At 67.6% G+C, this 24826-nt stretch carries 23 protein-coding genes; 11 read left to right on the forward strand and 12 right to left on the reverse strand.

Translation table 11 applies throughout. The annotated features are described in order from the left end of the window. Together Q1K70_RS07775 and Q1K70_RS07780 are read right to left on the reverse strand one after the other, a co-directional pair. Positions 1-470 (reverse strand): hypothetical protein (locus Q1K70_RS07775; RefSeq protein WP_300157556.1); only part of this gene is annotated, 470 nt, incomplete at its 3' end. Between the two features lie 33 nt (positions 471-503). Then, positions 504-1301, reverse strand: a complete 798-nt coding sequence (locus tag Q1K70_RS07780; protein WP_300157558.1) for a DsbA family protein — start codon at positions 1299-1301, stop codon at positions 504-506. A 194-nt stretch (positions 1302-1495) separates the two neighbouring features. Between Q1K70_RS07780 and Q1K70_RS07785 the strand changes: the two genes are divergently transcribed. Then, positions 1496-1783: a cytochrome C gene (locus Q1K70_RS07785; protein WP_300157560.1), complete on the forward strand. Its 288-nt coding sequence runs from the start codon at positions 1496-1498 to the stop codon at positions 1781-1783. Positions 1784-1856: 73 nt separating this feature from the next. Next, positions 1857-2798: a lysylphosphatidylglycerol synthase transmembrane domain-containing protein gene (locus Q1K70_RS07790; RefSeq protein ID WP_300157562.1), complete on the forward strand. Its 942-nt coding sequence runs from the start codon at positions 1857-1859 to the stop codon at positions 2796-2798. Between the two features lie 7 nt (positions 2799-2805). Here Q1K70_RS07790 and Q1K70_RS07795 read toward each other — a convergent pair whose 3' ends face one another. Then, positions 2806-3639: a PilZ domain-containing protein gene (locus tag Q1K70_RS07795; RefSeq protein WP_300157564.1), complete on the reverse strand. Its 834-nt coding sequence runs from the start codon at positions 3637-3639 to the stop codon at positions 2806-2808. Positions 3640-3883: 244 nt separating this feature from the next. Here Q1K70_RS07795 and Q1K70_RS07800 point away from each other — a divergent pair, with 244 nt between their 5' ends. The 4 genes from Q1K70_RS07800 to Q1K70_RS07815 all read left to right on the forward strand — a co-directional run bounded on the left by Q1K70_RS07800 (position 3884) and on the right by Q1K70_RS07815 (position 7316). Next, positions 3884-4534, forward strand: coding sequence for a GDSL-type esterase/lipase family protein (locus tag Q1K70_RS07800; protein WP_300157566.1), 651 nt, complete (start codon positions 3884-3886; stop codon positions 4532-4534). A gap of 140 nt (positions 4535-4674) precedes the next feature. Next, a complete protein-coding gene (locus Q1K70_RS07805; protein WP_300157568.1) occupies positions 4675-5223 on the forward strand; it encodes a GNAT family N-acetyltransferase in 549 nt (182 codons plus the stop codon). 227 nt (positions 5224-5450) lie between these two features. Then, complete coding sequence (locus tag Q1K70_RS07810; RefSeq protein ID WP_300157570.1) at positions 5451-6866, forward strand: sigma-54 dependent transcriptional regulator; 1416 nt, start codon at positions 5451-5453, stop codon at positions 6864-6866. Between the two features lie 120 nt (positions 6867-6986). After that, positions 6987-7316, forward strand: coding sequence for a hypothetical protein (locus Q1K70_RS07815; RefSeq protein WP_300157572.1), 330 nt, complete (start codon positions 6987-6989; stop codon positions 7314-7316). Between the two features lie 121 nt (positions 7317-7437). Here Q1K70_RS07815 and Q1K70_RS07820 read toward each other — a convergent pair whose 3' ends face one another. Beyond that, positions 7438-8373, reverse strand: coding sequence for a lytic murein transglycosylase (locus Q1K70_RS07820; RefSeq protein ID WP_300157574.1), 936 nt, complete (start codon positions 8371-8373; stop codon positions 7438-7440). Positions 8374-8620: 247 nt separating this feature from the next. Here Q1K70_RS07820 and Q1K70_RS07825 point away from each other — a divergent pair, with 247 nt between their 5' ends. Continuing rightward, complete coding sequence (locus Q1K70_RS07825) at positions 8621-11716, forward strand: PAS domain S-box protein (protein ID WP_300157576.1); 3096 nt, start codon at positions 8621-8623, stop codon at positions 11714-11716. A gap of 27 nt (positions 11717-11743) precedes the next feature. Here the strand turns inward: Q1K70_RS07825 and Q1K70_RS07830 are convergent, their stop codons facing one another. From Q1K70_RS07830 to Q1K70_RS07865, 8 genes are all read right to left on the reverse strand, one after another. Further along, positions 11744-13378, reverse strand: coding sequence for a PhoU domain-containing protein (locus tag Q1K70_RS07830; RefSeq protein ID WP_300157578.1), 1635 nt, complete (start codon positions 13376-13378; stop codon positions 11744-11746). Between the two features lie 122 nt (positions 13379-13500). Next, positions 13501-13785 carry an amphi-Trp domain-containing protein gene (locus Q1K70_RS07835; protein ID WP_300157580.1) on the reverse strand — a complete coding sequence of 95 codons (285 nt, stop codon included), beginning with the start codon at positions 13783-13785 and terminating at the stop codon, positions 13501-13503. Positions 13786-13928: 143 nt separating this feature from the next. Continuing rightward, positions 13929-15128 (reverse strand): hypothetical protein, encoded by a 1200-nt coding sequence (locus tag Q1K70_RS07840; protein ID WP_300157582.1) that lies wholly within the window; start codon positions 15126-15128, stop codon positions 13929-13931. Next, the gene (locus Q1K70_RS07845) at positions 15121-15717 is read right to left on the reverse strand and encodes a GAK system XXXCH domain-containing protein (protein ID WP_300157584.1); all 597 of its coding nucleotides are present in this window, start codon (positions 15715-15717) and stop codon (positions 15121-15123) included. The genes Q1K70_RS07840 and Q1K70_RS07845 overlap by 8 nt, the downstream gene beginning before the upstream one ends. 227 nt (positions 15718-15944) lie before the next feature. Next, positions 15945-17150, reverse strand: coding sequence for a PhoH family protein (locus Q1K70_RS07850; RefSeq protein WP_300157586.1), 1206 nt, complete (start codon positions 17148-17150; stop codon positions 15945-15947). A gap of 338 nt (positions 17151-17488) precedes the next feature. Next, positions 17489-18367, reverse strand: a complete 879-nt coding sequence (pstA, locus tag Q1K70_RS07855) for a phosphate ABC transporter permease PstA (protein WP_300157588.1) — start codon at positions 18365-18367, stop codon at positions 17489-17491. A 124-nt stretch (positions 18368-18491) separates the two neighbouring features. Beyond that, positions 18492-19385 (reverse strand): phosphate ABC transporter permease subunit PstC, encoded by an 894-nt coding sequence (gene pstC, locus Q1K70_RS07860; RefSeq protein WP_300157590.1) that lies wholly within the window; start codon positions 19383-19385, stop codon positions 18492-18494. 75 nt (positions 19386-19460) lie between these two features. Next, positions 19461-20264: a phosphate ABC transporter substrate-binding protein gene (locus tag Q1K70_RS07865; RefSeq protein WP_300157592.1), complete on the reverse strand. Its 804-nt coding sequence runs from the start codon at positions 20262-20264 to the stop codon at positions 19461-19463. A 317-nt stretch (positions 20265-20581) separates the two neighbouring features. Between Q1K70_RS07865 and rpe the strand changes: the two genes are divergently transcribed. The 4 genes from rpe (at position 20582) to Q1K70_RS07885 (ending at position 24655) form a co-directional block, all read left to right on the forward strand. Beyond that, complete coding sequence (gene rpe / locus Q1K70_RS07870; RefSeq protein WP_300157594.1) at positions 20582-21256, forward strand: ribulose-phosphate 3-epimerase; 675 nt, start codon at positions 20582-20584, stop codon at positions 21254-21256. Continuing rightward, positions 21219-23234, forward strand: coding sequence for a PAS domain-containing hybrid sensor histidine kinase/response regulator (locus tag Q1K70_RS07875; protein ID WP_300157596.1), 2016 nt, complete (start codon positions 21219-21221; stop codon positions 23232-23234). The genes rpe and Q1K70_RS07875 overlap by 38 nt, the downstream gene beginning before the upstream one ends. Beyond that, entirely contained in the window at positions 23231-23572 is a 342-nt protein-coding gene (locus Q1K70_RS07880) for an Hpt domain-containing protein (protein ID WP_300157598.1), read from the forward strand. The genes Q1K70_RS07875 and Q1K70_RS07880 overlap by 4 nt, the downstream gene beginning before the upstream one ends. A gap of 123 nt (positions 23573-23695) precedes the next feature. Continuing rightward, positions 23696-24655, forward strand: a complete 960-nt coding sequence (locus tag Q1K70_RS07885) for a GDP-L-fucose synthase (protein ID WP_300157600.1) — start codon at positions 23696-23698, stop codon at positions 24653-24655. Positions 24656-24826: the final 171 nt, after the last annotated feature.

Below are 24826 nucleotides of genomic sequence, written 5' to 3' on the forward strand. Positions count from 1 at the left end.
TGCACGTCCACGGACGCGGACAGCTCCATCTCCTGGTTGCGGGCGGTCAGGAAGTAGACCATGTTGTTGAGGAAGGTGATGATGTTCTTGCAGCGGTTGTAGAGGTAGGTGTTGAGTTCCTGGTCCTCGTAGTTGCCGTGCTTGAGCGAGATGTACAGGACGTCGATGAGGTTGTTGAGGCTGGTCGTGACCTTCTGGTGCGTGTCGAACAGGAAGCGCAGCTTCTTGTATTCCTGGCTGTCCTTGTTCTTTTCGTAGGCCGGCAGCAGTTCCAGGATGCGCCCTTCCGAGGGCCGGGTTTCGTCGTAGTACTTGACGACGTCGTCCATCATGGCCACGAGCGTGGCCTCGTCGATCGCCTGGCCGTCCTGCCGCGCCTGCTCCTCGGCCGCGGCCGGGGCGGGCAGGGACAGGACGGGGACCGTCGCGAGGAGGGCCGCAAGGGCCAGGGAGCGCAGCATGGCGGACATGGCGGACCGACCTTGGCGTCGCCTTGGGCGACGTTACGGCTTCTTCTTGTTGCAGGTGTCGCAGGGGGCTTCCTGGCCGCCGCCGCGTGACACCTGGCGCAGGACGTCCTCGAATTCGCCGATGGGAGCCGCGCCGCGCACGGAAACGCCGTTGATGATGAACGTCGGCGTGCCCTCGATGCCGAAGGCCCGGGCCTCGGCCACGTCGTCGTCGATGCGCTTGGCCAGGGCCGGGTTCTTGAGGTCCTTTTTCAGCCGCGCCACGTCGGCCCCGAGCTTGATGGCCAGGGCGTAGAGCGCCGGCTCGCCGGCCTGCTCGATTTCGCGCTGGGCCTCGAACACGGCGTCGTGGAAGGCGAAGGCCAGCTTGGGGTCCTGGATGGCCAGGGCCTCGTAGACCTGCGCCGCCTGGCGGGACAGGTCGTCGGTGGCGTAATGCTTGAAGAGCACGCGTACGGAATCCGGGTGCCGGCCCATGAATTCCTTGAGGGTTTTGGCTCCCTGGGCGCAGTAGGGGCACAGGAAGTCGGAGTAGACCACGACGAGCGTTTCCGCGCCGGCCGGCCCGCGTATGGCGCGCTGCGGGTCGACGGCCGGGGCCAGGGGCTTTTTGAGCTCCTCGGCCTGCTTGGCCTGTCGGGCGGCGTCCTGGGCTTCCTGCTGTCCCTGGACCACCAGGGCGAACAGTTCGGGTTTGCGTTGACTCAGGGCGTCGACGACCATTTCGGGGTGTTCGCGCAGGGCCTCGCGCAGGGCCTTGTCCGAGGAGGCGGGGGCGCAGGCGGAAAGGATCAGGGCGGCGGCGACGGCCAGGAGGAGGCGGGACGGCATTGCGGTGTTCCTTTTGCGAAAACGGATGTCCTCGGATGAAGAGGATACCTTGGGTTGAGTGAATTGCAACAAAAATTTCTGAAACGCAAGGGAGCCTGTTGAGAGGATTGCGTTTTTTCCCTCGTGGCGTATGCATGTAGTCTGGCTCCGCCGCCAGGGGGCGGCGGGATGGACCCTGAGGCCGAGGAGACGACATGCAACGTATCGGTACGATTTTCTTCGCGCTTATCCTGTGCGCCGTGGCCGGCGCCGCCATGGCCGCCGGCGACGCGGCCAAGGGCGAGGCCCTGGCCAAGGGCTGCGCCTGCCACAAGAGCAAGGGCGACCTCAACGGCGTGGACGCCGCCGCGCTGACGGCCAAAATGCTGGCCTACAAGGACGGCAAGGGCGAGAACAAGGCCATGATCGCCATCATGCAGAAGCAGTCCCCGGAAAACATCGACGATCTGGCGGCGTATTACGCCTCCCTGCCCAAGCCGTGATCCTTTCTTGATTCCCGCCCGGAAAAAGGCCATGGGAACCCGTTCCCATGGCCTTTTTCCTTGGCGGAGCCCCATGAACAAGCATCTGTCCCTGGCCTTGCGCCTCCTTCTGGTCGGCGGCTGCCTGACCTATGCCCTGTGGGGCGTGGACCTGGCCGGTTTGCGGCGCGCCCTGGCCGAGTTCCGGCCGCTGCCCGTGGCGCTTTACGTGCTCGCCGTTCCGTGCATCGTGGTCATTCCCGGGCTGCGGCTGCGTTTTCTCATGGCCGGGACCATCCGTCCCCTGACCGGCCTGTGGGCCTGCCTCATCGGCCTTGCCCTCAACAACGTGCTGCCGGCGCGCCTGGGCGAGATGGCCAAGGCGCTGTACCTGCGCCGGGAAAGCGGCCTCTCCCTGGGGCGGGGGCTGGAAGCGGTCTTCTGGGAGCGGTTTTTCGACCTCAACGCCCTGCTGGTCCTCGGCGCGGCCGTGGCGGCCATGCTCGGGCAAGGGCTCGTGCTCTACCCGCTCCTGGCCCTGGTCGGCGGGGTGTGGTGCTTCCTGGCGCTCCTGCGGCTGCGCCCGGGCGCGGCCCACGCCTTGCTGCGCCTGGTGCCCGGGGAGCGCCTGCGCCTTTTCGCGGCCGAGATGCTGGGCCTGTTGCAGGCCAACCTGCGCCTGGGCTTCCTCGCGGTCCTTGGGCTTTGGACCCTGGCCGCCTGGGCAGGCTACGTGGCCCTGTACGCCCTGGGGCTTTGCCTCATGGCCGGGCTGCCCTTTTCCTGGCCCATGGTGCTGACGGCCTTCGCCGTGGCCACGCTGGGCATCGCCATACCGGGCGCGCCTGGGGGCATGGGGGTGTTCGAGGCCTCCATGGTGCTGGCCTTGGGCTGGTTCGGCGTGGACCGGGACCGGGCTTTCGCCGCCGCCCTGGCCATCCATCTGCTGCAGTACCTGCCCGTGACCCTGCTCGGGCTGTGGCGCGTGGCGGCCAGCGGCATGACGCTGCGGGAGCTTCGGGCAGGAGGGAGCTAGACGGGGATCAGGCCATTTTTCCCCGTCGCCGTTCCAGGTCCCACTGGTGGAAGATGTCCATGAGCCCCGGGATGGCGTGATCTTCCACGGGCTGCCAACGGATCTTGCCGGCCTTGGGATCGAGGTCGCCGCTGGCCAGGAACTCCAGGCCGAAGGCGGCCTCGCCGCCGGGACAGTCGGGCGAGGCGTGGCGCACCCGGGCCACGATCCAGAATTCGTTGTGCCCGGTCTCGCGCGTTTCGTCGAACTGCAGATGCACGACCACCCGCTGCCCCTGGGGCAGTTCCAGGCCGCGTTCCCGCAGGAGGTTCCCGCGCACGGCCAGGCGCATGCCCCCGGCCGAGATGTCCGCGATGCGCGCCACCCCCGCCAGGAAGTCGCCGCGCTTGAGCGACGGCGCGTCCAGGGCGAAGCCCGCCCGCTTGTCGTAACGCCACAGAAACGCCGACAGGATGCGCTCGATGTCCGGCTCCACGCGCAGGCTCCTGCGGCGCTGGCCGAAGACCAGGTTCTCGGGTTCGTCGAGGAGCAGCCGGGCGATGCCCGTACTGCCGTTGGCCGCCGCCTTGATGCGGCTGTCGAAGGTGTAGAACGTTTCCTCTATGCCGCTGCGGCGAAGCGTTACGCGAAAATAGCCCGTGACGTCGAGGCCCGTCCAATGGGGGCCGCAGGCGGCCTTGCCCTGGGTCTCCAGCAACAGGCCCCGGGTGGAGGACTCCAGCATGGCGCAACTCAGTTCGCGGATGCCGGTGACGGATTCGGGCATCGAAAGATAGCAACGTGCCCGTTGCGCCATGGCTTCTTCAATGAGCTGGCGGGACGTTTTGGCTTGCGCGCTCATGAGGACTCGCGGCGGCCGGCCGGCACGCTTTCGTGGGGGTGGTCGGCGGCGGTTTTGGGGGTTGACGTTACGCTGAAACGACGCTTGGCGTCTTCTCCGACGGCCGGGAAGGCCCCCGCCAAAACACTTGGGAAAGCCTATACCGTCCGCGGAGCCTTTTCAATCGGTTCCGGCCATGTTATCTCGCTGGCCGTGCTCGCGGGAGGCGCGGGGCCGTATTCGTATGTGCAAGGAGAGGGGAGAAATGGTTTCCGCATGGTTTCGGGTTGGCGTCGTTTCGGCGGCGCTTCTTTTTTTGGGGGCGACGGCGGCGCTGGCCAAGACGGTCTTCCTGGGGGGGAGCCAGACGGCGGGCTGGAAGTACGTGGGCGGCTTTCCCGAGGTGGTCAACAAGGGCGCGGTGAGCAACACCACGGCCAAGATCCTCAAGGGGCTCAATCCCGTCGTGGCCATGAAGCCCGAGAAGGTGTTCATTCTCGAGGGCATCAACGAGATTTGGAGCCCCAACGCCAGCATCCTGTCCCGCTACCGGGAGATCCTGCGGCGCATCCGCCAGGGCTCGCCCAAGACCGTGGTCTTCGTGCAAAGCGTGCTGCCCGTGGTCAACAGGCCCGACCTGTCCAACGACAAGATCCGCGACCTCAACGCCGGCCTGCAGGCCCTTTGCGCCGAGATGCCGGGCTGCGTCTACATCGACCTGTACAGCCACTTCACGGTGGCCGGCGCGCTCAACGAGTCCCTGACCACCGACGGCGTGCACCTGCGCCCCGACGGCTACAAGCTCTGGCAGGCGCTGATCGAGAAGTACGTGGCCATGCCCAACGACCAGATCCAGCGGCCCGAGGTCCTGGCCGGCCTGGCCGGGCAACAGCCCCGGACGCCGACGGCCAACTGAGGCTTGGCAAAGACGCGATTCGAGGCGGGCTTCGGCCCGCCTTTTTTGTTCCAGGTTGACTCCGGCGTCGCGCTGGGATGGAGTGCGGCGCGGCAAGATATGGTTGCTTATCCAGCCAGCCAGCAACCAGAGGAGCTTTGATGCATTCCATCGCAAGCCATGACGACGTGAGCCTGATCGACTGCGACGAGACCGGGCATGCCGCGGCCATCCTGGAGATCTTCAACGAGGCCATCGTCCATTCGACGGCCCTGTACGACTACGTGCCTCGGCCCCCCCAGGCCATGGCGACCTGGTTCGCCGGGAAACGGGCGGGCGGCTTTCCGGTCGTGGGAGCGGTCGATGCGTCGGGCCGATTGCTGGGCTTCGCCAGCTGGGGCACGTTTCGCGCCTTTCCCGCCTACAAGTATACGGTGGAGCACAGCGTGTACGTGCATCGCGAGCATCGCGGCCGCGGACTCGGCAAGCTCCTGCTCCATGAGCTGATCCGACGCGCGCGCCAGGCGCAGCGGCACGTTCTCGTGGGCTGCATCGACGCCGCCAATGCCGCCAGCATCGGTCTGCATGTCCGGCTGGGATTCGTCCACGCCGGCACCTTCAGGCAGGTCGGCTTCAAGTTCGGCCGCTGGTTGGATGCGGCGTTCTACCAACTCAATCTGGAAACGCCCAGCCAACCGCAGGACGGTTGATCGGATCGCCGAAACGGCGCCGCCCCCTCCGTCCCGCGCCGGCGGTCTCCGGAACGCAAGCATGCGCTTGGCGACGGGGCTCGCGCCAGGGGGCGGGGCGTGCTATGCCCCCGGCCGGGCGCGGTGCCGCTCCTGCCGGGACGTGCCCTTGACAGGCCGGCCGGCGATGCGCATGCACGAGAGGGCATGACGGCGTCGGAAGGCGTCGGCGACTGTGGAGGCCAGCCTTGGGCAACGTGCTCATCATCGACGACGACCAGACCATCCGCGACGCCCTGGCCAGGGTGGTCTCGCGCCTGGGGCACGCCCCGGACATGGCCGCCACCCTGTCCGAGGGCCTGCGGCGGGCCGGCGAGGCCGACGTGGACGTGGTCTTCCTGGACGTGCGCATGCCCGACGGCAACGGCCTCGACGCCATCGGCGAGATAAGGCGCGCCCCCTCCAATCCCGAAGTCATCGTCATCACCGGCTGGGGCGACCCGGACGGGGCCGAGCGGGCCATGCGGCAGGGGGCCTGGGACTACATCGAGAAGCCTCCCACGGTCAAAACCATGACCGCGCCCCTGGTCAGCGCCATGGAGCATCGGCGGCAGGCCCGGGCCGAGCGGGGCGAGGGCGGGCTGTTCCGTTTCTCGGGCATCGTCGGAGGCAACCCCAAGCGGGCCCAATGCCTGGAACAGGCGGCCAAGGCGGCGCCGAGCGACGTCAACGTCCTGCTCACCGGTCCCACGGGCGTGGGCAAGGAGCTTTTCGCCCGGGCCATCCACGACAACAGCCCGCGCCGGGCCAAGTCCTTCGTGGTGGTGGACTGCGCCGCCCTGCCGCCGGGCATCGTGGAAAGCGTGCTCTTCGGCTCGGAAAAGGGCGTCTATACCGGCGCGGACCGCCGGCGCGAGGGCGTGCTGCTGCGAGCCCACGAGGGCACGTTGTTCCTGGACGAAGTGGGGGAGATGCCCCTTTCGGTGCAGAAGGCCTTCTTGCGGGTGCTGCAGGAGCGGCGGGTGCGGCCGGTGGGCGGGCTCGAGGAAGCGCCCTGCCACTTCCGGCTGGTGGCGGCCACCAACCAGAACCTGGAAACCATGGCCGCCGAAGGGCTTTTCCGCGAGGACCTGCTTTTCCGCCTCCAGGGCGTGGGCATCGAACTGCCGCCCCTGGCCGGCCATCCCGACGACATCCTGGACTTCGCCGCCCACTTCGCGGCCGAAGGCGCGGCCAGGCTCGGCTTCGCCGCCAGGGCGTTCTCCGAAGACTTCTCCCGGGCGCTTCTGGCCTATCCCTGGCCGGGCAACGTGCGGGAGCTCAAGAACACCCTCGAGGGCGCGCTGGCCCTGGCCAGGGGCGACGAGGCCCTGCTGCCCGTGCACCTGCCCCTGCACATCCGGGTGTGTGCGGCGCGAAACCGGGTGGCCGGGCGCGGTCCGGGCACGGCGGAGGAGGGCACGGGGCTCGAACCCGGACTTGCCGTCGGGGTCCTGCCGCGCTTTCGCGACTTCCGCGACCAGGGCGAGGCGCGCTACCTGCGGGCGCTCACCGGGCGCTTCGCCGGCGACGTCGGCCGCATGCTCGACGTCTCGGGGCTGTCGCGCTCGCGGCTCTACGCGCTGCTGAAAAAGCACGGCATCCCGGCCGTGCGCTCCTCCTGAATCCGGCCGATTTTCCGCCGGGCTAAAGATGGCCCAGGCGGATGTCGAAAGGGTAAGGGAAAGGGACGCGGCGCGTAACCGGCACACCGCTGGCGCGTCTGCGACCCCGCGGGCGGCGCGGTGAAATACCTCATCATCATGGTCGGCATCATCGGCCTCGTGGTCTACATCTTCCTCGGCGGTCCCAGGGTCGTGCGGGGCGACGAGCCGTCCGTGAACCGCCGGGAAATGGTCTGGGACCGCCTCGCCATGCTCGAAACCCAGCGCCGCGACATGCTCGTGCGGGCCGAAGGACGCCTGGGGGCCTACACGCCGGTGGCCTCCATGACCCGGCGCGGGGCCTACTCGGCCGGCTACCGCCAGGGCTTCAGCCAGGGCTATTTCGAGGGCAGCTTCCTGGCCCGGGACCGCAGGCCCAATCCCCTTTTCTTCGCCGTTCCCAATCCCTAGAAGGCCGGGCCGGCGACGGCCGCGAAGCGGGCTGGTCCCATTCCCGGACGCGACGCGGCCCGGCCCGACGGCCGCGCGCGCGGGGCGTCCCGCTCCCGCTTCCCGACGCCGCGGTCGCGGCCTAGAGCTGGGCCTTGATGCGTTCGGCCACGGTCAGCACGGCCAGCACGTACAGGTCGCTGTGGTTGTAGGCGTAGACCACGTCGTGGGCCTCCTGCGGGGTCATGCCGGGCTTCCAGCCATGGCCGCGCAGGTAGCTGGCCACGCTCACGATGGCGTCGGCCGGGCAGAAGAGGTCCACTATGCCGTCTCCGTCGGCGTCCACGCCGAAGCGCAGGGCGTTGGAAGGCATGAACTGGCAGATGCCGATGGCTCCGTAGATGGAGCCGGGGATGCTGGCCGGGGGCTGCTTCTTGGCGGCGGCGTAGCGCAAGAGCGCCGCGAGTTCCCGGTAGGCCCACTGGGCCCGGTCGGCGGCGGCCGCAGCGGCGAAGTCGCGGCGGGAAGGATCTCCCGTGAGAGTCTTCATGTAAGGCGCGATCTGCTCCAGGGTCGAGGCCCGGGCCAGGCTGGCCAGGACGCCCAGGGCGTCGCGGTCGCCCAGGTAGGAGCCGAGCTTGGTTTCGACCATGAGGAAGGCGGCGATCAGTTCCGGCGGGGGCCCGTACTCGCGCTGGGCCTTGTCGAAGGCGGGCCGGTTTTGCCGCACGAACCGCGCCGCTTCGGCGATGGAAGCCGGGGTCAGGAAATGGCGGTAATTGCTCTTCTCCAGCGTCTTGGGGCTGGGCTTGGGCCTGGGCTCGAACTCCTTTTTCACCATGGCGTCCACCTTGCGGGCCATGATCTCCGGGGAATACTCCACCGCGCCGCCGGCGAAGAGGCGATCGAGGGCCGCCCTGTCCAGGCCGTCGGCGGCCAGCCGGTCCACCAGGGGCTTCCAGCCCGGGTCCGGGGCGGCGGCCGTGCGCGGGGATTGCGCCGTCACCCGGACGGGCGACAGGGCGCAGCACAAAAGAGACAGGAGAAAGAGGAGCAGGGTTCGGCGAGAGGCGTTCATGCCGCCGTCCTTGTGTCGTGTTCGCTAAAGAAACACTAGTTTTTTGCCATGTTGCATAGGAAGCCGCGTATGTCGCGTTTGCCTGGGCGTTTGGAAAACCATAGCGAGCGAGACTAGCTTCAACGCTCGGGAGAGGCAAGATGCGTCGCGTCGGCCCTTGCGGCGGCGCGCCCATGTGGGTATGATCTGGGAAGCTGCGTCTGTCCGCGCGTTTGCGCGCCAATCGCCTTCCTAAGGATGCGTTTCGATGCCCCAGGGCCCCGGTCACAAGGTCAGGCTGCTGTTGCTGGCCCTTGCCGCGTCGGCCCTGTTCGTGACGCCGGCCCTGTGGTTCTTGTGGCGGCTGGAGGCCGGCCGTTACGACGCCGCCCGCCGGGCCGCCGTGGCCGACCACCTCGACGAGGTGCGTCTGTCCCTGCGTGCGGCCCTGGACGCCCGTCTGGCCTTCCTGAAGGCCATCGCCGCCTGCGCCGCCAGCAACCCGGAGATCACCCCGGGACAGTTCGAGTCCTTCGCCGCCGCCCTGGCCAGGGACGTGCCGGCCGTGCGCGCGCTGCAACTGGCCCGGGACGCCGTGGTCAGCCACGTCTATCCGCGGTCCGCCAACCCCGGCATCCTCGGCCTCGACCTCGTGCGCAACCTGCCCCTGCCCCAGCGCGCCGCCCTGGTCGCGGTGCTGGAGCACGGCGGCGTCGTGGTCGCCGGCCCGGTCGACCTGCTCCAGGGGGGGCGGGGACTCATCGCCCGCACGGCGGTCCGCGCCGAGGGGACCGCCGGCCTTGCCCCCCGCTTGTGGGGGGTGGCCACGGTCATCATCGACGCGGATGCGTTCTTCCGGGAGGCCGGGCTCGAGCGGGACGCCGACATCCGGGTGGCCGTCCGCGAACAAAACGGCGACGATGCGCCCATGGTCTTCGGCGACCCGGCCGTGTTCGCGGGCGATCCGATGACCACGTCCCTGGAGGTGCCCGGCGGCGGCTGGCTGCTCGGGGCGACGCCCCGGGGCGGCTGGACGGCCATGCCGCCGCCGCCGGGGCTGATCGCCGCCGGGACCGGCGCCTGGCTGGCCCTGGCGGTGGCCTTTTTCCTGCTCGCCTCCTGGCCGGCGCGGCTGTCCCGGGCCGTGGCCCTGGCCACCCGGACCCTGGACGCGGCCAACGCCGACCTGGAACGCACCGTGGCCGCGCGCACGGCCGAACTGACGCGCCTCAACGAGGCCCTGCGCCAGGGCGAGGCGCGCTACCGGGCCTTTATCGACGCTACCGGCGACATGGCCTTCTTAAAAGACGCCTCTCTGCGCCATCTCGTGGCCAACAGGCCCCTGGCCGCCTTTTTCGGCAAGACGCCCGAAGAGGTCATCGGGCTTACGGATTACGAACTCATGCCGGCGGAACTCGCCGCCCGCTGCCACGCCTCGGACGTGGCGGCGCGGGACGGGCGCGAGGTGGTGGCCACCTTCGAGAGCGTGGACGAGCGCACCTTCGAGGCGCGCAAGTTCCCGGTACCGCTCGGCGAGGGCGTCACGGGCGTGGGCGGCTACATCCGCGACATCTCGGACCGGCTGCGGGCCGAACTGGCCCTGCGCCGCAGCGAGGAAGCCCTGCGCGACCTCTACGCCAACGCGCCCGTGGGCATCTTCACCTCCACCCCGGACGGCCGCTACCTCAAGGCCAACGACCGCCTGGCCAGGATGTACGGCTACGACGACGCCAGGGCCATGCTCGCCGCGGTCACGGACATCCGGACCCAGGTCTATCCCGACCCGGACGAACGCGCCGCCCTGCTTAAGGCCCTGCGGACCCGGGACCACCTCGCCAATTACGAAGTCCGCCGCCTGACCCGGACCGGAGAGGTCATCTGGGTCTCGCTCAACATCCGGGCCGTGCGCGATCCCTCCGGGGAGATCAGTCGGTTCGAGGGCTTCTGCACCGACATCACCAAGCGCAAGCTGGCCGAGGAGAACCTGGCCCGGCGGGAGCGCCAGCTGCGGGTCATCTTCGACAACTCGCCCCTGGGGCTCGTCTTTTTCGACGAGACCGGCGTGGTGGTCAATTGCAACGGCCGGCTGCTGGATCTCCTGGGCCTGACCCCGGAACAGATGATCGGCCACAACGTCCTCGGCCGGATGCCGGCCTACGTGCGCGAGGCCCTGCAACGGGCCCTCGGCGGCGAACCCGCCGCCACGGAAGGGCTTTACACCAGCGTGATCAGCGGCAAGAGCTGCCACGTGCGGGCCATCTTCAACCCCGTGGAAGCCGGCCGGGCCCCCACGCCCGTCATCGCCTCGGTGGAGGACATCAGCGCCATGCGGGACAAGGACGCCTCGCTGCGCCTGCTGTGGGCCGCCGTGGAACAGTCGCCGGCCTCCATCGTCATCACCGACCCCAAGGGCGTGATCGAGTACGTCAATCCCCATTTCTCCGTCCTCACCGGCTACACGCCCGAGGAGGCCCTGGGCCAGACCCCGAGGTTGCTCAAAAGCGACGCCCATCCCGACGCTTTCTACCGGGAGATGTGGCAGACCCTCGCCGCCGGCGAGATCTGGCGCGGGGAGTTGTGCAACCGCAAGAAGAACGGCGAGCTCTACTGGGAGGATTCCTCCATTTCCCCCGTGCGCGACGATTCCGGGGCCATCACCCATTACGTCGCCGTCAAGGAGGACATCACCGAGCGGCGCAAGCTCGAGCGCGTGCGCGAGGACGTGGAGCGCATCATGCGCCACGACCTCAAGACCCCCCTCAACAGCATCGTCAACCTGCCCCAGATCGTCCAGGTCGTCGGCCAGGTCAACGAAGAGCAACAGGAACTGCTCGGGGAGATCGAGCGGGCCGGCCAGTCCATGCTGGAGCAGATCGAGCTGTCCATGGACCTGTACCGGATGGAGACCGGGACGTACGTGCTCGAGGCCCAACACATCGACCTGGCCCGCATCGTGTCCGGCGCGGCCGAGATGCTCTCCGGCCTGGCCAAGTCCCGGGGCGTGGAACTGTACGTGGAGGCGAACGGACCGACATTCGCTGCGGGCAGCGCGCTGTTGAGCCGCAATATCGCCGCCAACCTGCTCAAAAACGCCGTGGAGGCCGAGCCCGAGGGCGGGCAGGTGAGCGCGCGTCTGGCCCGGGAGGCGGACCGCGTCGTGCTGACCGTGGCCAACCCCACGCCCGTGCCGCCGGACATCGTGCCGGTCTTCTTCGAGAAATACGCCACCGGCGGCAAGAGGGGCGGCACGGGCCTCGGGGCCTATTCGGCCCGGATCATGACCCTTGCCCAGCACGGCGACATCCGCCTGGAGACCGATCCCGCCGGAGGCACCCGGGTCGTGGTCTCGCTGCCCGCGGCCTGAGGCCTTCCGTCCGACCGGGCGTGCCGGTCAATACACCAGCACGGCGTCGGGAAAGACGGCCTCCTCGAAGGGGCGGCCGGCCCGGGCCACTTGCTTTTCGAGCAGGTGCACGGCGCGCAGGAAGAGTTCCTGGGCGAAGGCGCGGTTCATCTCGAACCGGGCCGAGGTGGCCAGGGCCCGGGCCACGCCGAAGGTGAGCCGGGCCTCGAAGGTCGCATCCCCCTGCTCGGCGGCGAAGCCCCGGGCGAATTCCAGAAAGCGGCGCATGACCAGTTGCAGGCGGGCGCGCAGGCGCGTCTCGAAGACCGGCAGCCGGAAGTTGGAGGCCAGAAAAACCGCCGTGTCCAGGGCATAGTCGCCCTGGGCCGAGCGGTGCAGGTCGATGTAGTGGATGCGTTGGGCGGTGTGGTCGTAGACGATGTTGTTGAGGTTGAAGTCGCCGTGCAGGAACACGGAAAAGGGCGCGGCCAGTCCGGCCTCGGCCTCGGCGGCGGCGGCCAGAAGCTCCGACAGGGCCGGGATCGGCTGGCCGCAGAAATCCTTGCGTTCCGTGGCGAAGCCCGGGTAGAGGCGCAGCACGTCGTCGAGTCGGGCGCGCATCTGCGCCATGAAGCCCGAGGCCACGGGGGCGCGGGAAAGGGTCTGCTCCCAGACGCCGCCCACGGTCTGGGTGATGAGGAAGCAGGCGTTTTCCACGATCTCCCGGTCGGCGGTCAGCACCACCTCCTGGAAGTTGCAGCCGCCGAGGTACTCGAGCAGCATGGAGGCCGAGTCGCCGTCGGTCTGGAAGGCCTGGATGCTCGGCGGCAGCCCCGGGGAAAGCCGCTGCCAGCGCTCGATGTTCTCCTTTTCCTTGGCCAGCTTCTCGGCGTTGCCCTCCTTGAAGAGCACGCCCTTGGAGCGCGGGCCGTGGTCCTCCACCCGGCCGATGCGGCAGCCCGAGCGCGTGCCCCAGATGGAGCTGAAGTCCCCGGGCGAAAGCGGGATGTCCTCGCCGCCCTGGCCGAGCGAATCCTGGAGGGCCTGGTACTGGTGGATCTTGAGCTTTTCGCCCAGCGCCGCGAAGATGACCGCCTCGCCGATGTTGAGCAGGGCGTCGCCCATGCGCTCCAGGTAGCGGAAGATGTTGAAGCAGGAAATGGCGTTTTCCGGCGATTCGCCCCGGCGCAGGTCGGCCAGGATGGCGTCGAAGGCGGCCTTGAACCGGTCGTCCAGGGAGAATTCGGCCCGGCAGATGCGAAGGGCCAAGCGTACGTCCTGGCGGGTGAGCGCCGGAAAGACCAGTCCCAGGGCTTTTTCCACGTCCACGAAGGGGTCGCGGTAGTCGTAGCGCCGGATGAAAAGCGGATCGGTCAGGTATTGGACCTGGGATACGATGTTGACGGCGTAGTCCGCGATGCGCTCGAGGTTGATGTTGATGATGTTGGCCGCGCGCACGAGGTCCAGCGTGCGCTTGTTGTTGTCGCGCGAGCCGTGGATGCGGCCCCAGCAGGCATTCTCGATGACGCTCTTGAGATTGTCGATGTAGTCGTCGCGGCTCTCGATGCGCTTGATGCGATCGGGATCGGGCCGCTCGACCACAAGCAGGGCGCTCGAGACCTGCTTGGAGACCTCGAGAACCATGAAACGGAAATTTTCCTCGATGCCTTCGAGAATGCGCATCGCCCCTCTCCCGCAGGCCTGGTGTCACGTCCTCTGAAAAGAGTATGCTTTTCAGGGGGCGTTATAGTGACGTTGCTATTTTTTCTTAAAAAATACTGGCGTATTTCTTAGGGGACGCAACACTAGGACGCCTGCCCACCCGGGGCGATGGTGAGCCCGGCGTCGCCGTCGTCCTCGCCGCCGTCCTCGCGCCAGGAGAATTTCATGTGCAGCTTCATGCGCCCGCCCATGGACTTGGCTTCCACGAGAAAGCCGATCATGCCGGCCGGGTGCAGGGTCACTTCGCCCTCGCGGCTGGAAAACCGCAGCTCGCCCGAGGAAAAGCCCTCGGTGACCGCCTCGAGGTAGCGCCGCAGGGTGTCCGCGTCCTGGACGGACTCGTATTTGAACCGTGATTCCTTTTCCACGTCCTTGCTCCTTGACGGCGTGCCGGCGGATCGTCGCGCGCGCAAGGCCCGTCGCGCCCGCGAGCCTTGGCGGACCGCGTCGCTGCGTGCCGAAACGTTCCTTATTTCTCCGAAAGCGCGTCCATTGCCGCCACAAGTCGACCCTAGCCCAGGCGGGCGCGGTATTCGTTGATGATCTTGCGGCGGCTGACGCCGTTGATGATCAGGCTCTTGCGGATGGCGAAGTCGTGCCAGGCCGGCTGGAGCCCGATTTCCCGGGTGGCCTTGGCCGCGTCCTGCTCGGCCGGGTCCCGGGTCTTCTCGCTCATGTGGCAGTCGTCGCCCATGAAGATGAGCAGGGGCCGCTTGCCGTGCCAGCCCAGGCGGTTGCGGCGGTTGACCACGTTGATGAGGTATTCCGTGTACTGTTGGGACTGCGGGTTCCACACCTCGATGCCGTCCACGTCGTAGTCGGCGAGTAGGATCGGCCAGAACTGCTCCGGGTGGGGGATGACGATGCCGGCTCCCAGGGCGCGCGCTTCCTCGATCACCTCCGAGGCCCGGTAGAAATAGGACAGGGAGAAGGCTTCCTTGACCAGTTCCTTGACGGCCTTGGCGTAGACTTGGGCCTTGTTGACGATGCGGTCGCCGAACCGGGAGCGCAAGGTGTCGAGGAAGTTGCGCACGAGCTTGTTCTTGTAGGTGTCCTCGGGCAGCTCGGCCTCGTGGGCCAGGATGAGGGCCTTGATCTTGGCCGCCTGGATGGACACGAAGGTCACCAGGTCCTCGTCCACGTTGGACCGGCCGGCCGCGGTCTGGCGGCGCGCTTCCCCGGCCGGCTCGCACAGGGCGTCGAGGTATTCGAAGAGCTGCGAGGCCCGGTAGCGGTGGGTGTGGCGCAGCATGGCCGCAAGCACCTCGGCCCGCTCCGCGTCGAGGCCCTTGAAGTGGAGCAAAAGCTGGACCTTGCGGTTGAAGCCGCTGGAGTAGCAGTCCACCTCCACGCCCTGGCAGCCGTCGTATTCCAGCAGCACGTTGTGCTGGGTGGGAATGATGAGTTCGTCCACCCGGTTGGGGTAGAGGCGGTCGATGCGTTTCTTGAGCAGTTCCATGGGCACGTGCTCGGGGTGCCAATGGGTGGCCAGGACGTATTCCTGGCGGGGGTAGGTGCGGGCCGGGGAGACGATGCGTTCGACCTGCTCAGGGGAAAGGGAGACGTCGTTGATGCGGGCGAAGTCCCGCTCGTCGTCCTCGGTGACGGCCGGGTCCAGGCGGGAAAGGTCGATCTCCACGCAGCGGGGCTCCTCGGGCGCGCCCGGACGGGGGGCCGCGGTCGCGGCCTGGGTTGCGGCGGCGTCAGGCATGGCGGCTGTGGCACTCCTTTTTCATGCGGTCCAGGGCGGCCACCGAAGCGGTCATGGCCTCCAGGTCGCCTGACTGGGCGGCGGCCTCCAGGCGGTCCACCTCGGCGTCGTAGGCCGGGTAGAAGGCGTCGCCCTTGCCGGGATAACTGGTCATGAGCCGGCTGTCGGCGATGAAGGCGGCCAGCACGTCCGCGTCCGGAGCGAGCCCGGCCCGAAGCGACGTCACGATGGCCTTGAAGAAATGCTTCATGCGTTTTTTAAGGCCCTTGTACCTGGGCTTGCCGCCCTCGTCCACGGTTTCCGGGGCGGGCGCGCCGGTCTCCCGGGGCGCGGCCTCGGCGTCGATGTCCGCCGGAAGCGGCAGGGCGGCCAGGCCCTGGGCGGGGTATTTGACGCTCACCTTGAGCAGGGTCGAAGCGCCGAGGTTTTTCACGGCGATCTTGAGGCTCGAGAAGTCCTCCAGGGAGACGGTCTCCTCGCCGACGGCCAGGCTCCCCCCGGCGGCCGGGGCGGTGAGCGCGGCCAGGGCGGCCAGGGCCTCGACCCTGGGCAGGACCAGTTCGAACTTGCGCTTGCGCGATGGGCTCATGGCGGCTCCTCCTTGGCTGTGCGGCGCGGGCCGTCCGGGGCGCGTCCGTCGAGCCTTTCCGCCCAGATAGTCATTTTGCGGCGTCATGGCAAAGCCGCGTCGCGAAAAGCCGGCCGCCGCTCCGGTGACGGCGGCCAGTTTCGCCATTGTCGCCGGGGCCCGTGACGATCGTGTGACGTTCGGCCCGGGAAGGCGGCCGATGGCGCGCCTTCCCGGGCAGGGAGCGGTTAAAGCTTTGATTTGAGCACCATGTCCGTGATGGGGCCGCGCGAGCGCTCGCCCTTGAGCACGATGTGGGCGTAGTTCTGGAACCCCTTGAACTTGCGCACGATCCAGTTGAGGCCGTTGTTGGCCTCGTTGAGGTAGGGGTTGTCCACCTGGGAGGTGTCGCCGAGCACCACGCACTTGACGCCCTCGCCCATGCGGGTGAGCACGGCGCGCACCTCGGTGCGCGAGAGGTTTTGGGCCTCGTCGATGACGACGAAGGCGTTTTCGATGTTCATGCCGCGCACGAAGGCCAGAGGGAGGATCTCGAACTTCTTGGGGTTTATGCGCAGCATCTCGTCGTTGGGGTTGAGGAAGACCTTGTTGGCCGCCCGGCAGCGGTGGAGCTTGACCAGCAGGTCGAAGACGTACTTGACGTAGGGCTCCATCTTCTCGGACACGTCGCCGGGCAGGTAGCCGAGCTTGGCCCCGATCTCGATGGTGGGCTTGAGCACGAAGATCTTCTCGTACTGCTTTTTTTCCTGCACCGCGAACAGGGCGGCGGCCAGGGCCAGGAAGGTCTTGCCGTAGCCGGCCTCGCTCTGGATGGACACCAGGTCGATGTGCTGGGCCATGATGAGTTCCAGCGCCAGGTTCTGGTAGACGGTGCGCGGCCGCACGTTCCACACGTCGCTCGTGTAGTTGATGCACTTTTCACCGTCCGGGGCGTGCAGCACCGGCTTGCCGTCGCGCCAGGTGAAGCAGTTGGGCACGATCTCCTCGCCTTCCTCGGCGAAGCCCGTATAGCGCTGGGATTCGGATTCGAACGGCTTGGAGTCGCGCAACTCCTCGCTTTTGATGCCGCGCAGTTCGGCCTGCAGCTTGAGGATGCGGTCGTTGGTCACGAGCACCGGGTCGTCTATGGTCGAGGCCAGCACCTCGTCGAGGATGTGGTTGTCGACGATGTCGGTGAAGGCCGAGTGGCTCTTGTCGTTCTGGATGAAGTGGATGTGCTCCTTGTTGTCGCTTAAGACCTGGATGACGTTGGCCACGATGTGGCGCAGCTTGGGGGTCTTCTTGAGACCCTCCAGTTCCATGAGCACATGGTAGGGGATGTGGATGGCGTTTTCCACGCCGTTTCGCAGCCGCAGCACGCTTTGGGGGTTTTCGATCAGGACGTTGGTGTCGAGCACGTAGTTCTTGCGTCCCGCATCAGGGGCCTGAGTCATGCCTACCTCCCTGTCAATCCCGCGTTCCCGCCGGCCCGGACCGCCGGGAACGCCCCGGCGGCCGCCGACGGCCGTTTTCCCGCGGCCGCCGGACGGGGCCGCGCCTTGGCCGGGGCAAGCCTCCATGCCCCGGCCGTGGACGCGGCCTCGCCCTTGCGGCGGCGCGGCGTGCAAGAAAAAGGGCGGCGTGACGCCCCTTGCGTCACGCCGCCCTTTTCGGTGCGTCGTTTTTCTTCTGTTCCAGCAATTCCGCTTTCCGTATGGATCGCGCGGTTGCGTTGCGTGGGGCCTGTTGCCGTAACGACTTCCTTGCGCGCCGCCCCGAGCCGTGCGGACGGCTAGCGTTTCTTCTGCAGTTTGGCCCGGTATAATATGGCTCCGAGGTTCATGCCAAGCACCAAGATGATGAGGACCAGGGCGGTGCCGTATTGCAGCGGCCTGGTCTTGTCGATGTCCGTGCCGGCCGTGGCCAGGACGTAGATGTGGTAGGGCAGGGCCATGACCGAATCGTTGAGGTGGGTCGGCAGGTAGGGCGTGAAGAACACGGCCGCCGTGAACATGATGGCGGCCGTTTCGCCGGCCACGCGGGAAAGGCCCAGGATCGCCCCGGTGAGCATTCCCGGCATGGCCGCCGGCAGCACCACCAGGCGGATGGTCTGCCATTTGGTGGCTCCAAGGCCCAGCGAGGCCTCGCGGTAGGTCTGGGGCACGGACTTGAGCGCCTCCTCGGCCGTGCCGATGATGACCGGCAGGACGAGGATGGACAGCGTCAGGATGCCCGAGAGCAGGCTCACGCCCAGGCCGAAGAAGGTGACGAAAAAGGCCAGGCCGAACAGGCCGAAGACCACCGAGGGCACGCCGGCCAGGTTGTTGATGCCAAGGCGGATCAGGCGCAGCGTCCGGCCCGGGCGGGCGTACTCGTTGAGGTACACGGCCGAGGCCACGCCCAGCGGAAAGGCCACGCACATGGTGCCGAGGCTCAAATAGATCGTGCCGAGGATGCAGGGCAGGATGCCGCCGGCGGTCATGGAGTCGCGGGGCATCTCGGTCAGAAAGCTCCAGGAGATGGCCGGCAGGCCCTTGATGAGCAGGAAGCCGCAGATCAGCACCAGGGCGGCCATGTTGATCAGCGAGGACAGCCCGAACACGCCCCACATGAGCTTCTGGGTGCGGTGGCGGCGGGCGAGGCCGGCGTGGGTGATGGCGTTGGCGTTCATCGAATGGCTCCTTGGCGGCTCTTGCAGTCGTGCTTTGGCAGGTCGGGCAGCCGGGTTTTCAGCCGTGCGCGCGACTCGATCTTATCGCTCTAAAAATACAGTCGTCTTTCCCAAGACGGCCCGGTTACAGGGTGGCTGCGCCGACCTGCTTGTGCTTCTCGGCCACGTGGCTGGCCACGAGGTTGAAGGCCAGAGTGAAAAGGAACAGCACGATGCCGATGGCGAAAAGGGCGTGGTAGTGGTTGCCGCGGAAGGCGGCCTCGGCCATCTCGGCGGCGATGCTCGACGGCATGGGCCGCACGGGCGAAAAGATGGAGGTCGGGATGATGGCCGCGCCGCCGGCGACCATGAGGACGACCATGGTCTCGCCGATGGCCCGGGACATGCCGAGCATGACGGCCGTGGAGATGCCGGACAGCGAGGCCGGCAGCACCACTTTGGCGATGGTCTCGAAATGGGTGGCCCCCAGGGCCAGGGAGGCTTCCTTGAGCTCGCGGGGCACGGAGTAGATGGCGTCCTCGGACACCGAGCAGATGGTCGGCACGGACATGAAGGCCAGCATGATGGCGGCATTGAAGAGGTTGAGGCCCGTGGCCAGGTCGAAAGTCTCCTGGAGGTAAGGCGCGACCACGACCATGCCGAAGAAGCCGATGACGACCGAGGGCAGAGCGGCCAGCAGCTCGACGATGGGTTTGAAAATGTCCCGGGTCTTGCGGCTGGCGATCTCGGCCAGGTAGATGGCGGTCATCACGCCCAGGGGGATGGCGATGGCCGAGGACAGGGCCGTGACGGCGAGCGAGGCCATGATCAGGGGAAATACGCCGAATGCCGGCGGATCGGAGGTGGGATACCACAGGTGGCCGAACAGGAAGTCCGTGACCGAGACGACCTTGAAGATGGGCAGGCCCTCGACGAAGAGGTAGACCATGATGAGGGCCAGGGCCACGATGGAGGACAGGGCGGTCAGGAAGAACAAATTCCTGATCAGGTTGTCCTTGGCTTTTCGCGAAAGGGCCATGCGGTTCTCCCGGGCAAGCGCCCCGGCCCGCTGTCGCGGGGCCGGGGCGCGTCGGTGGTCGGTGTCGTGTCGAAACTAGTTGAGGGGCACGAAGCCGGCTTCCTTGACCAGCTTCTGGCCTTCGGCGCTGAGGAGGAAGTCCACCAGGCCCTTGGCCGCGCCGGAGGGCGCGCCGTTGGTGTAGAGGTACAGGTCGCGGGAGACGGGGTACTTCTTGGACTTGGCGTTCTCGGCCGTGGGCTCGATGCCCTCGACCTTGAGCCCCTTGGTGGAGGCGTCGAGGTAGCCGATGCCCACGTAGCCGATGGCGTTCTTGTTCTTGCTGACGGCCTGGACCACCGCGCCGTTGGAAGCCTGCATCAGGGCGCCGGGGAACACGCGCTCCTTCTTCATGACCAGGCCTTCCCAGGTCTCGTAGGTGCCGGAGGAGGTGTCGCGGGAGATGACGACCACCGGACCCTCGCCGCCGAGGTCCTTCCAGGTGGTGATCTTGCCCATGTAGAGGTCTTTGAGCTGGGCCAGGGTGATCTCGGTGAGCTTGTTGGCCGGGTTGACCACCGGGACGATGGCGTCGATGGCGCAGACGATCTGGTTGGGGGCGACGTTCTTGGTCTTGGCCAGCTCGATTTCCTTCTGCTCCATGGCGCGGGAAGCCATGGCGATGTCCGTGGCGCCGTCGATGAGGGCCTTGATGCCGTTGCCCGAGCCGCCGCCGGAAACGGAAATTTTCACGTCGGGATGGGCCTTCATGTAGGCTTCGACGACTTTCTGCATGATGGGCAGCACGGTGGTGGAGCCGTCCACCTTGATGGTGGTGTCGGCGAAGGCGGTGGAGGCCAGCATCAGGACAGCGGCCGCAATACCAATAAGTTTTTTCATGGAACTCCTCCTCAGGAAGTTTGTCGCGCCAGGATTGGCGCGAAGTGCCCTTGGTGACATGCGAAACCTAGGTTTGCCTTGTTACAAGTCGGTGACAAGGGCACAGAGAACGCGTGACGCGTCGACCTGCCTTTCTTTTAAAAAACAAATCCGGCAGGTTGTCTGCACCCAATGTTACAAGGGTTCCGTGACGCGGCCAAGGGAAGGAACGCAGCCGGCCGCGAGCAGCGGCTCCTTGACCCGGCCTGCCGGGAGGACTATGCAGGAAAGTACGGCGCAATAAGGGGGATTTGCCCCGATGCGCCGCGGGAGCCTTCATGACCGCGCCGTTCATCCTGTCCCCTTCCCTGCTGTCCGCGGACTTCAGCCGGCTGGCCGAGGAACTGGCCGCCTTGGAGGAGGCCGGGCTCACCTGGGTCCACCTCGACGTCATGGACGGCCTGTTCGTGCCCAACATCACCTTCGGGCCGCCGGTCATCGCTTCCATGCGCCGCAAGAGCCGCCTCTACTTCGACACCCACCTCATGATCGAACGGCCCGAGCGCTACCTGTCCGCCTTTCGCGACGCCGGGGCCGACCTCATCTGCGTCCACGCCGAGGCCACGGTCCACCTGGAACGCACGGTCTCGGAGATCGCCCGCCTGGGCGCCGCCCCGGCCGTGGCCCTCAACCCGGCCACGCCGCTCTCCATGGTCGAGTACCTGCTGCCCCAGCTCGACATGGTGCTCGTCATGACCGTCAACCCGGGCTTCGGCGGACAATCCTTCATCCCGTTCTGCATGGACAAGGTCAAGACGTTGGCCACGATGCGACGCGAAAAAGATCTCAGCTTCCGCATCCAGGTGGACGGCGGGGTGTCCCCGGACAACACCGCCGCCCTGGTCGCCGCCGGCGCCGACGTGCTGGTTTCCGGATCGGCCTTTTTCGGCCACCCGCCCTACAAGGAGCGCCTGGATGTCTTTCACGCGGCGGCCGCGACGCGGGCCACGTAATCCTTCCGCCGCCTCCCGGCGTCCGGGCCGCCTGCAGGGCGGCCCTTCCCGGGCGTATGGCGCGGCCGAGGCCGACGGGCGGCTCTCCCGCCTGTCCTCCATCCTGGCCGCCCTGGACCAGGGCATCGCCTTCGTTTCCCCCGAGGGCGCGGTGGTGGAGATCAACGACCGCTGCCTGGCCCTGATCGGCGGCGTCCGGGAAGCCGTCCTCGGCCAGGGCATCGCCGTCCTCGACCTGGAGACCGAGGACTACCAGGCCAGCGTCTTCCTCGAACTCTTCCGCCGCGGCGCGGCCCACGCCCCGGTCTCCTTCGACCGGCGCTTCGGCGACCGCGACGTCACGGTCAAGCTCCAGCCCGTCTTCGATGCCGGCCTTTTCGCCGGCCTTATCGTCTCGCTGATCGACGTCACGCCCATGGTCGAGGCCAGGCTTTCCGTGGAGCGCGAAAAAAGCTTTCTCGAACAGGTCATCACCATCGCCGGCGCGGCCATCTGCATCGTCAACCGCGACGACGAGGTGCTTACCATAAACGACGAGTTCACGGCCATCACCGGCTACAACCGGGATCAGGCCCTGGGGCGCAAACGGGCGTCGCTTCTGCGCGAATCGCCCCCCTCGCCCTGTCCGGCCGCCCCGGACGGCCAGGCCGTGCGGCAAAGCCAGTCCCGCATCGTCGCCCGGGACGGCCGCCGGCTCACCATCCGCAAGAACGCCGCCCCCCTGCGCGACGACCAGGGCAGCGTCACCGGCGGCATCGAATCCTTCACCGACGTCTCCGACCTCATCCGGGCCAGGGTCCAGGCCGAGGAAGCCAGCCGCATGAAGTCGGCCTTCCTGGCCAACATGAGCCACGAGATCCGCACGCCGCTCAACGCCATCCTGGGCCTGGCCCACCTGCTGCTCAAGGGCGACATGCCCGAAAGCCAGCGCGAGAGCCTGGAGACCATGCGCGCCGCCGGCGAGGGATTGCTCGTCATCTTAAACGACATTCTGGATTTCTCGCGCATCGAGGTGGGCCGCCTGGAAATACGGCCGGCTCCGGTGGACATCGACCGCCTCGTCGAGGACGCGCGCCGGGTGATGGCCCCCCAGGCCGAGGAGCGGGGCCTGCTCCTGACCATCGAGCGCGACCCCGACCTGCCCAGGGTCCTCGTGTGCGACCCGGTGCGGCTCAAACAGATCCTGCTCAACCTGCTTTCCAACGCCCTGAAGTTCACCGAACGCGGCCGGGTGACCCTCGGCGTCGCCCGGCCGCGCGCGCCGGTCTCCGGCATCGCCGGCCTGCCCGTGCGCTTCCTGGTCGCCGACACCGGGCCGGGCATCCCCGAGGACATGCGCCAGCGCATCTTCGAGCCTTTCGTCCAGGCCGACGACGACGTCGCCCGGGAACACGGCGGCACCGGACTCGGCCTGTCCATCTCCGACCGGCTGGTGCGCCTGCTCGGCGGCACGGGCCTGGAGATCGCCAGCCAGCCCGGAAAGGGCAGCACCTTCTTTTTCACCTTGCACCTGGCCGAACCCGACGGGAAAACCGCTGCGCCGCGCCCGGGAGCGCCCCTGGCCCCGGCCGTGGACCTGGGCGGGCTGCGCGTGCTCGTGGCCGAGGACAATCCCTTCAACCGTTTCCTCCTCCAGAAGATCCTCGAAAAACTGGGGGTGGGGCGACAGAGTTTCGCCGCGGACGGGCAAAAGGCCCTGGAAATGCTGCTCGCCTCCAAGGAGGAGGGCCCCCCCTACGACGTGGTGTTCATGGACCTGCGCATGCCCGGCCTCGACGGCATCGAGGTCTCCCGGCGCGCCAGGCAGGCGGGCATCGAAACGCCCATCGTGGCGCTCACGGCCCAGGCCTCGGCCGAAGACGCCGACCGGTGCCGGGAAGCCGGCATGACGGCCTTTTTCGCCAAGCCCTACCGCATCAGCGATCTGGAGAAAGTCCTGGTCTCCCTTGTCGGCGATGCGGGCTCCTCCCGCATATGACGCCCGCCGCCGCCCGCCGCCAGGCCCGCGCCTTTCTGCGCAAACGCCAGATGCTCTCGGCCGCCGAAGCCGACCAGGCCCTCGACGTGGCGGCCACGGTCCTCGGAGCCGCCCTGGATCACTTGGCCGTGGCCGCCGCGGCCGACGACGGGCGGGCCTGCGTCGAGGCGGCCCACGGGCTCAAGGGCAATCTGCTCAATCTCGGCCTGCCGGAACTGGCCGCACTCGCCCAGGACATCCTCGACAAGGCCCGCGAAGGAAGCTACCAGTCCGTCCTGACCGGACGGGAGAAACTGGCCGTATCCCTGGCCACGCTTCTCGACGGCTCCGGAAACTGACGGCGCGGCCCGGGCCGGCATCGACCGCGCAAACAAGCAACCTTCCGGGAAGCGCCGATTCCCGGGACGTTGTGGCGGAAAAAACGGCGCACCGTCTCGCATCGTCCCATCCTCGAGGCTCTCATGAACATCGCCGAATACGCGCAATCCGGAAAATCCATCTACGTCGCCGGCCATCGCGGTCTGGTCGGCGCGGCCATCGCCCGGGCCCTGGCCGCCAAGGGCGTCGACGTTCTTGCCCGTACCCACGCCGAGCTCGATCTGACGAACCAGGCCGCCGTCAAGGCGTTCTTCGAGACCGAACGGCCCGCCGCCGTGTTCCTGGCCGCGGCCAAGGTCGGCGGCATCCACGCCAATGACGCCTACCCCGCCGACTTCATCCGCGACAACCTGCTCATCCAGACCAACGTCATCGACGCGGCCCGGAACTCCGGTGTGGAAAAGCTCGTTTTTCTGGGCTCTTCCTGCATCTACCCCCGCCTGGCCCCCCAGCCCATCCCCGAGGAGGCCCTGCTCTCCGGCCCCCTGGAAGCCACCAACCAGTGGTACGCCATCGCCAAGATCGCCGGCATCAAGATGTGCCAGGCCTACCGACGCCAGTACGGCTTCTCCGCCATCAGCCTCATGCCCACCAACCTCTACGGGCCCGGCGACAACTTCACCCCGGTCGACTCCCATGTCATCCCGGGGCTCATGCGCCGCTTCCACGAGGCGCGCCTGGCCGGGCAGGAATCCGTCGCCGTCTGGGGCACAGGCAACGCCCTGCGCGAATTCCTCCACGTCGACGACATGGCCGCCGCCGCCCTGGCCTGCTTCGAACGCTACGACGACGAGGAAATCATCAACATCGGCTCCGGCGAGGAAGTCACCATCCGCCAACTGGCCGAACTCATGGCCAAGGTCACGGGATTCGCCGGCCGCATCGCCTTCGACGCCTCCAAGCCCGACGGCACGCCGCGCAAGATCGTGGACATCAAACGCCTCTCGGTCCTGGGCTGGAAACCCGGCCATACCCTGGCCGAAGGCCTGGCCCAGACCTACCGCTGGTTCTGCGACAACATCGCCTCCGCCCGCCTGGCCTAGACGCCTCCGGCGGCCAGGGCTTTGCCCTGGCCCCATCGAGGCTTTGCCCCGAACCCCACCGGGGGGCATGATGCCCCCCGGCCCCCCTCACCTGCGTAGTCGGGCGGAGTTGGCTGCGGTCACCGGCATGGCTGGCGTTGGCGGACCGAAGATGGGGGCGGAATTTAATGG

Origin of the sequence: Solidesulfovibrio sp. (genome assembly GCF_029978005.1) — a bacterium.
In the GTDB taxonomy this organism is placed as follows: domain Bacteria; phylum Desulfobacterota; class Desulfovibrionia; order Desulfovibrionales; family Desulfovibrionaceae; genus Solidesulfovibrio.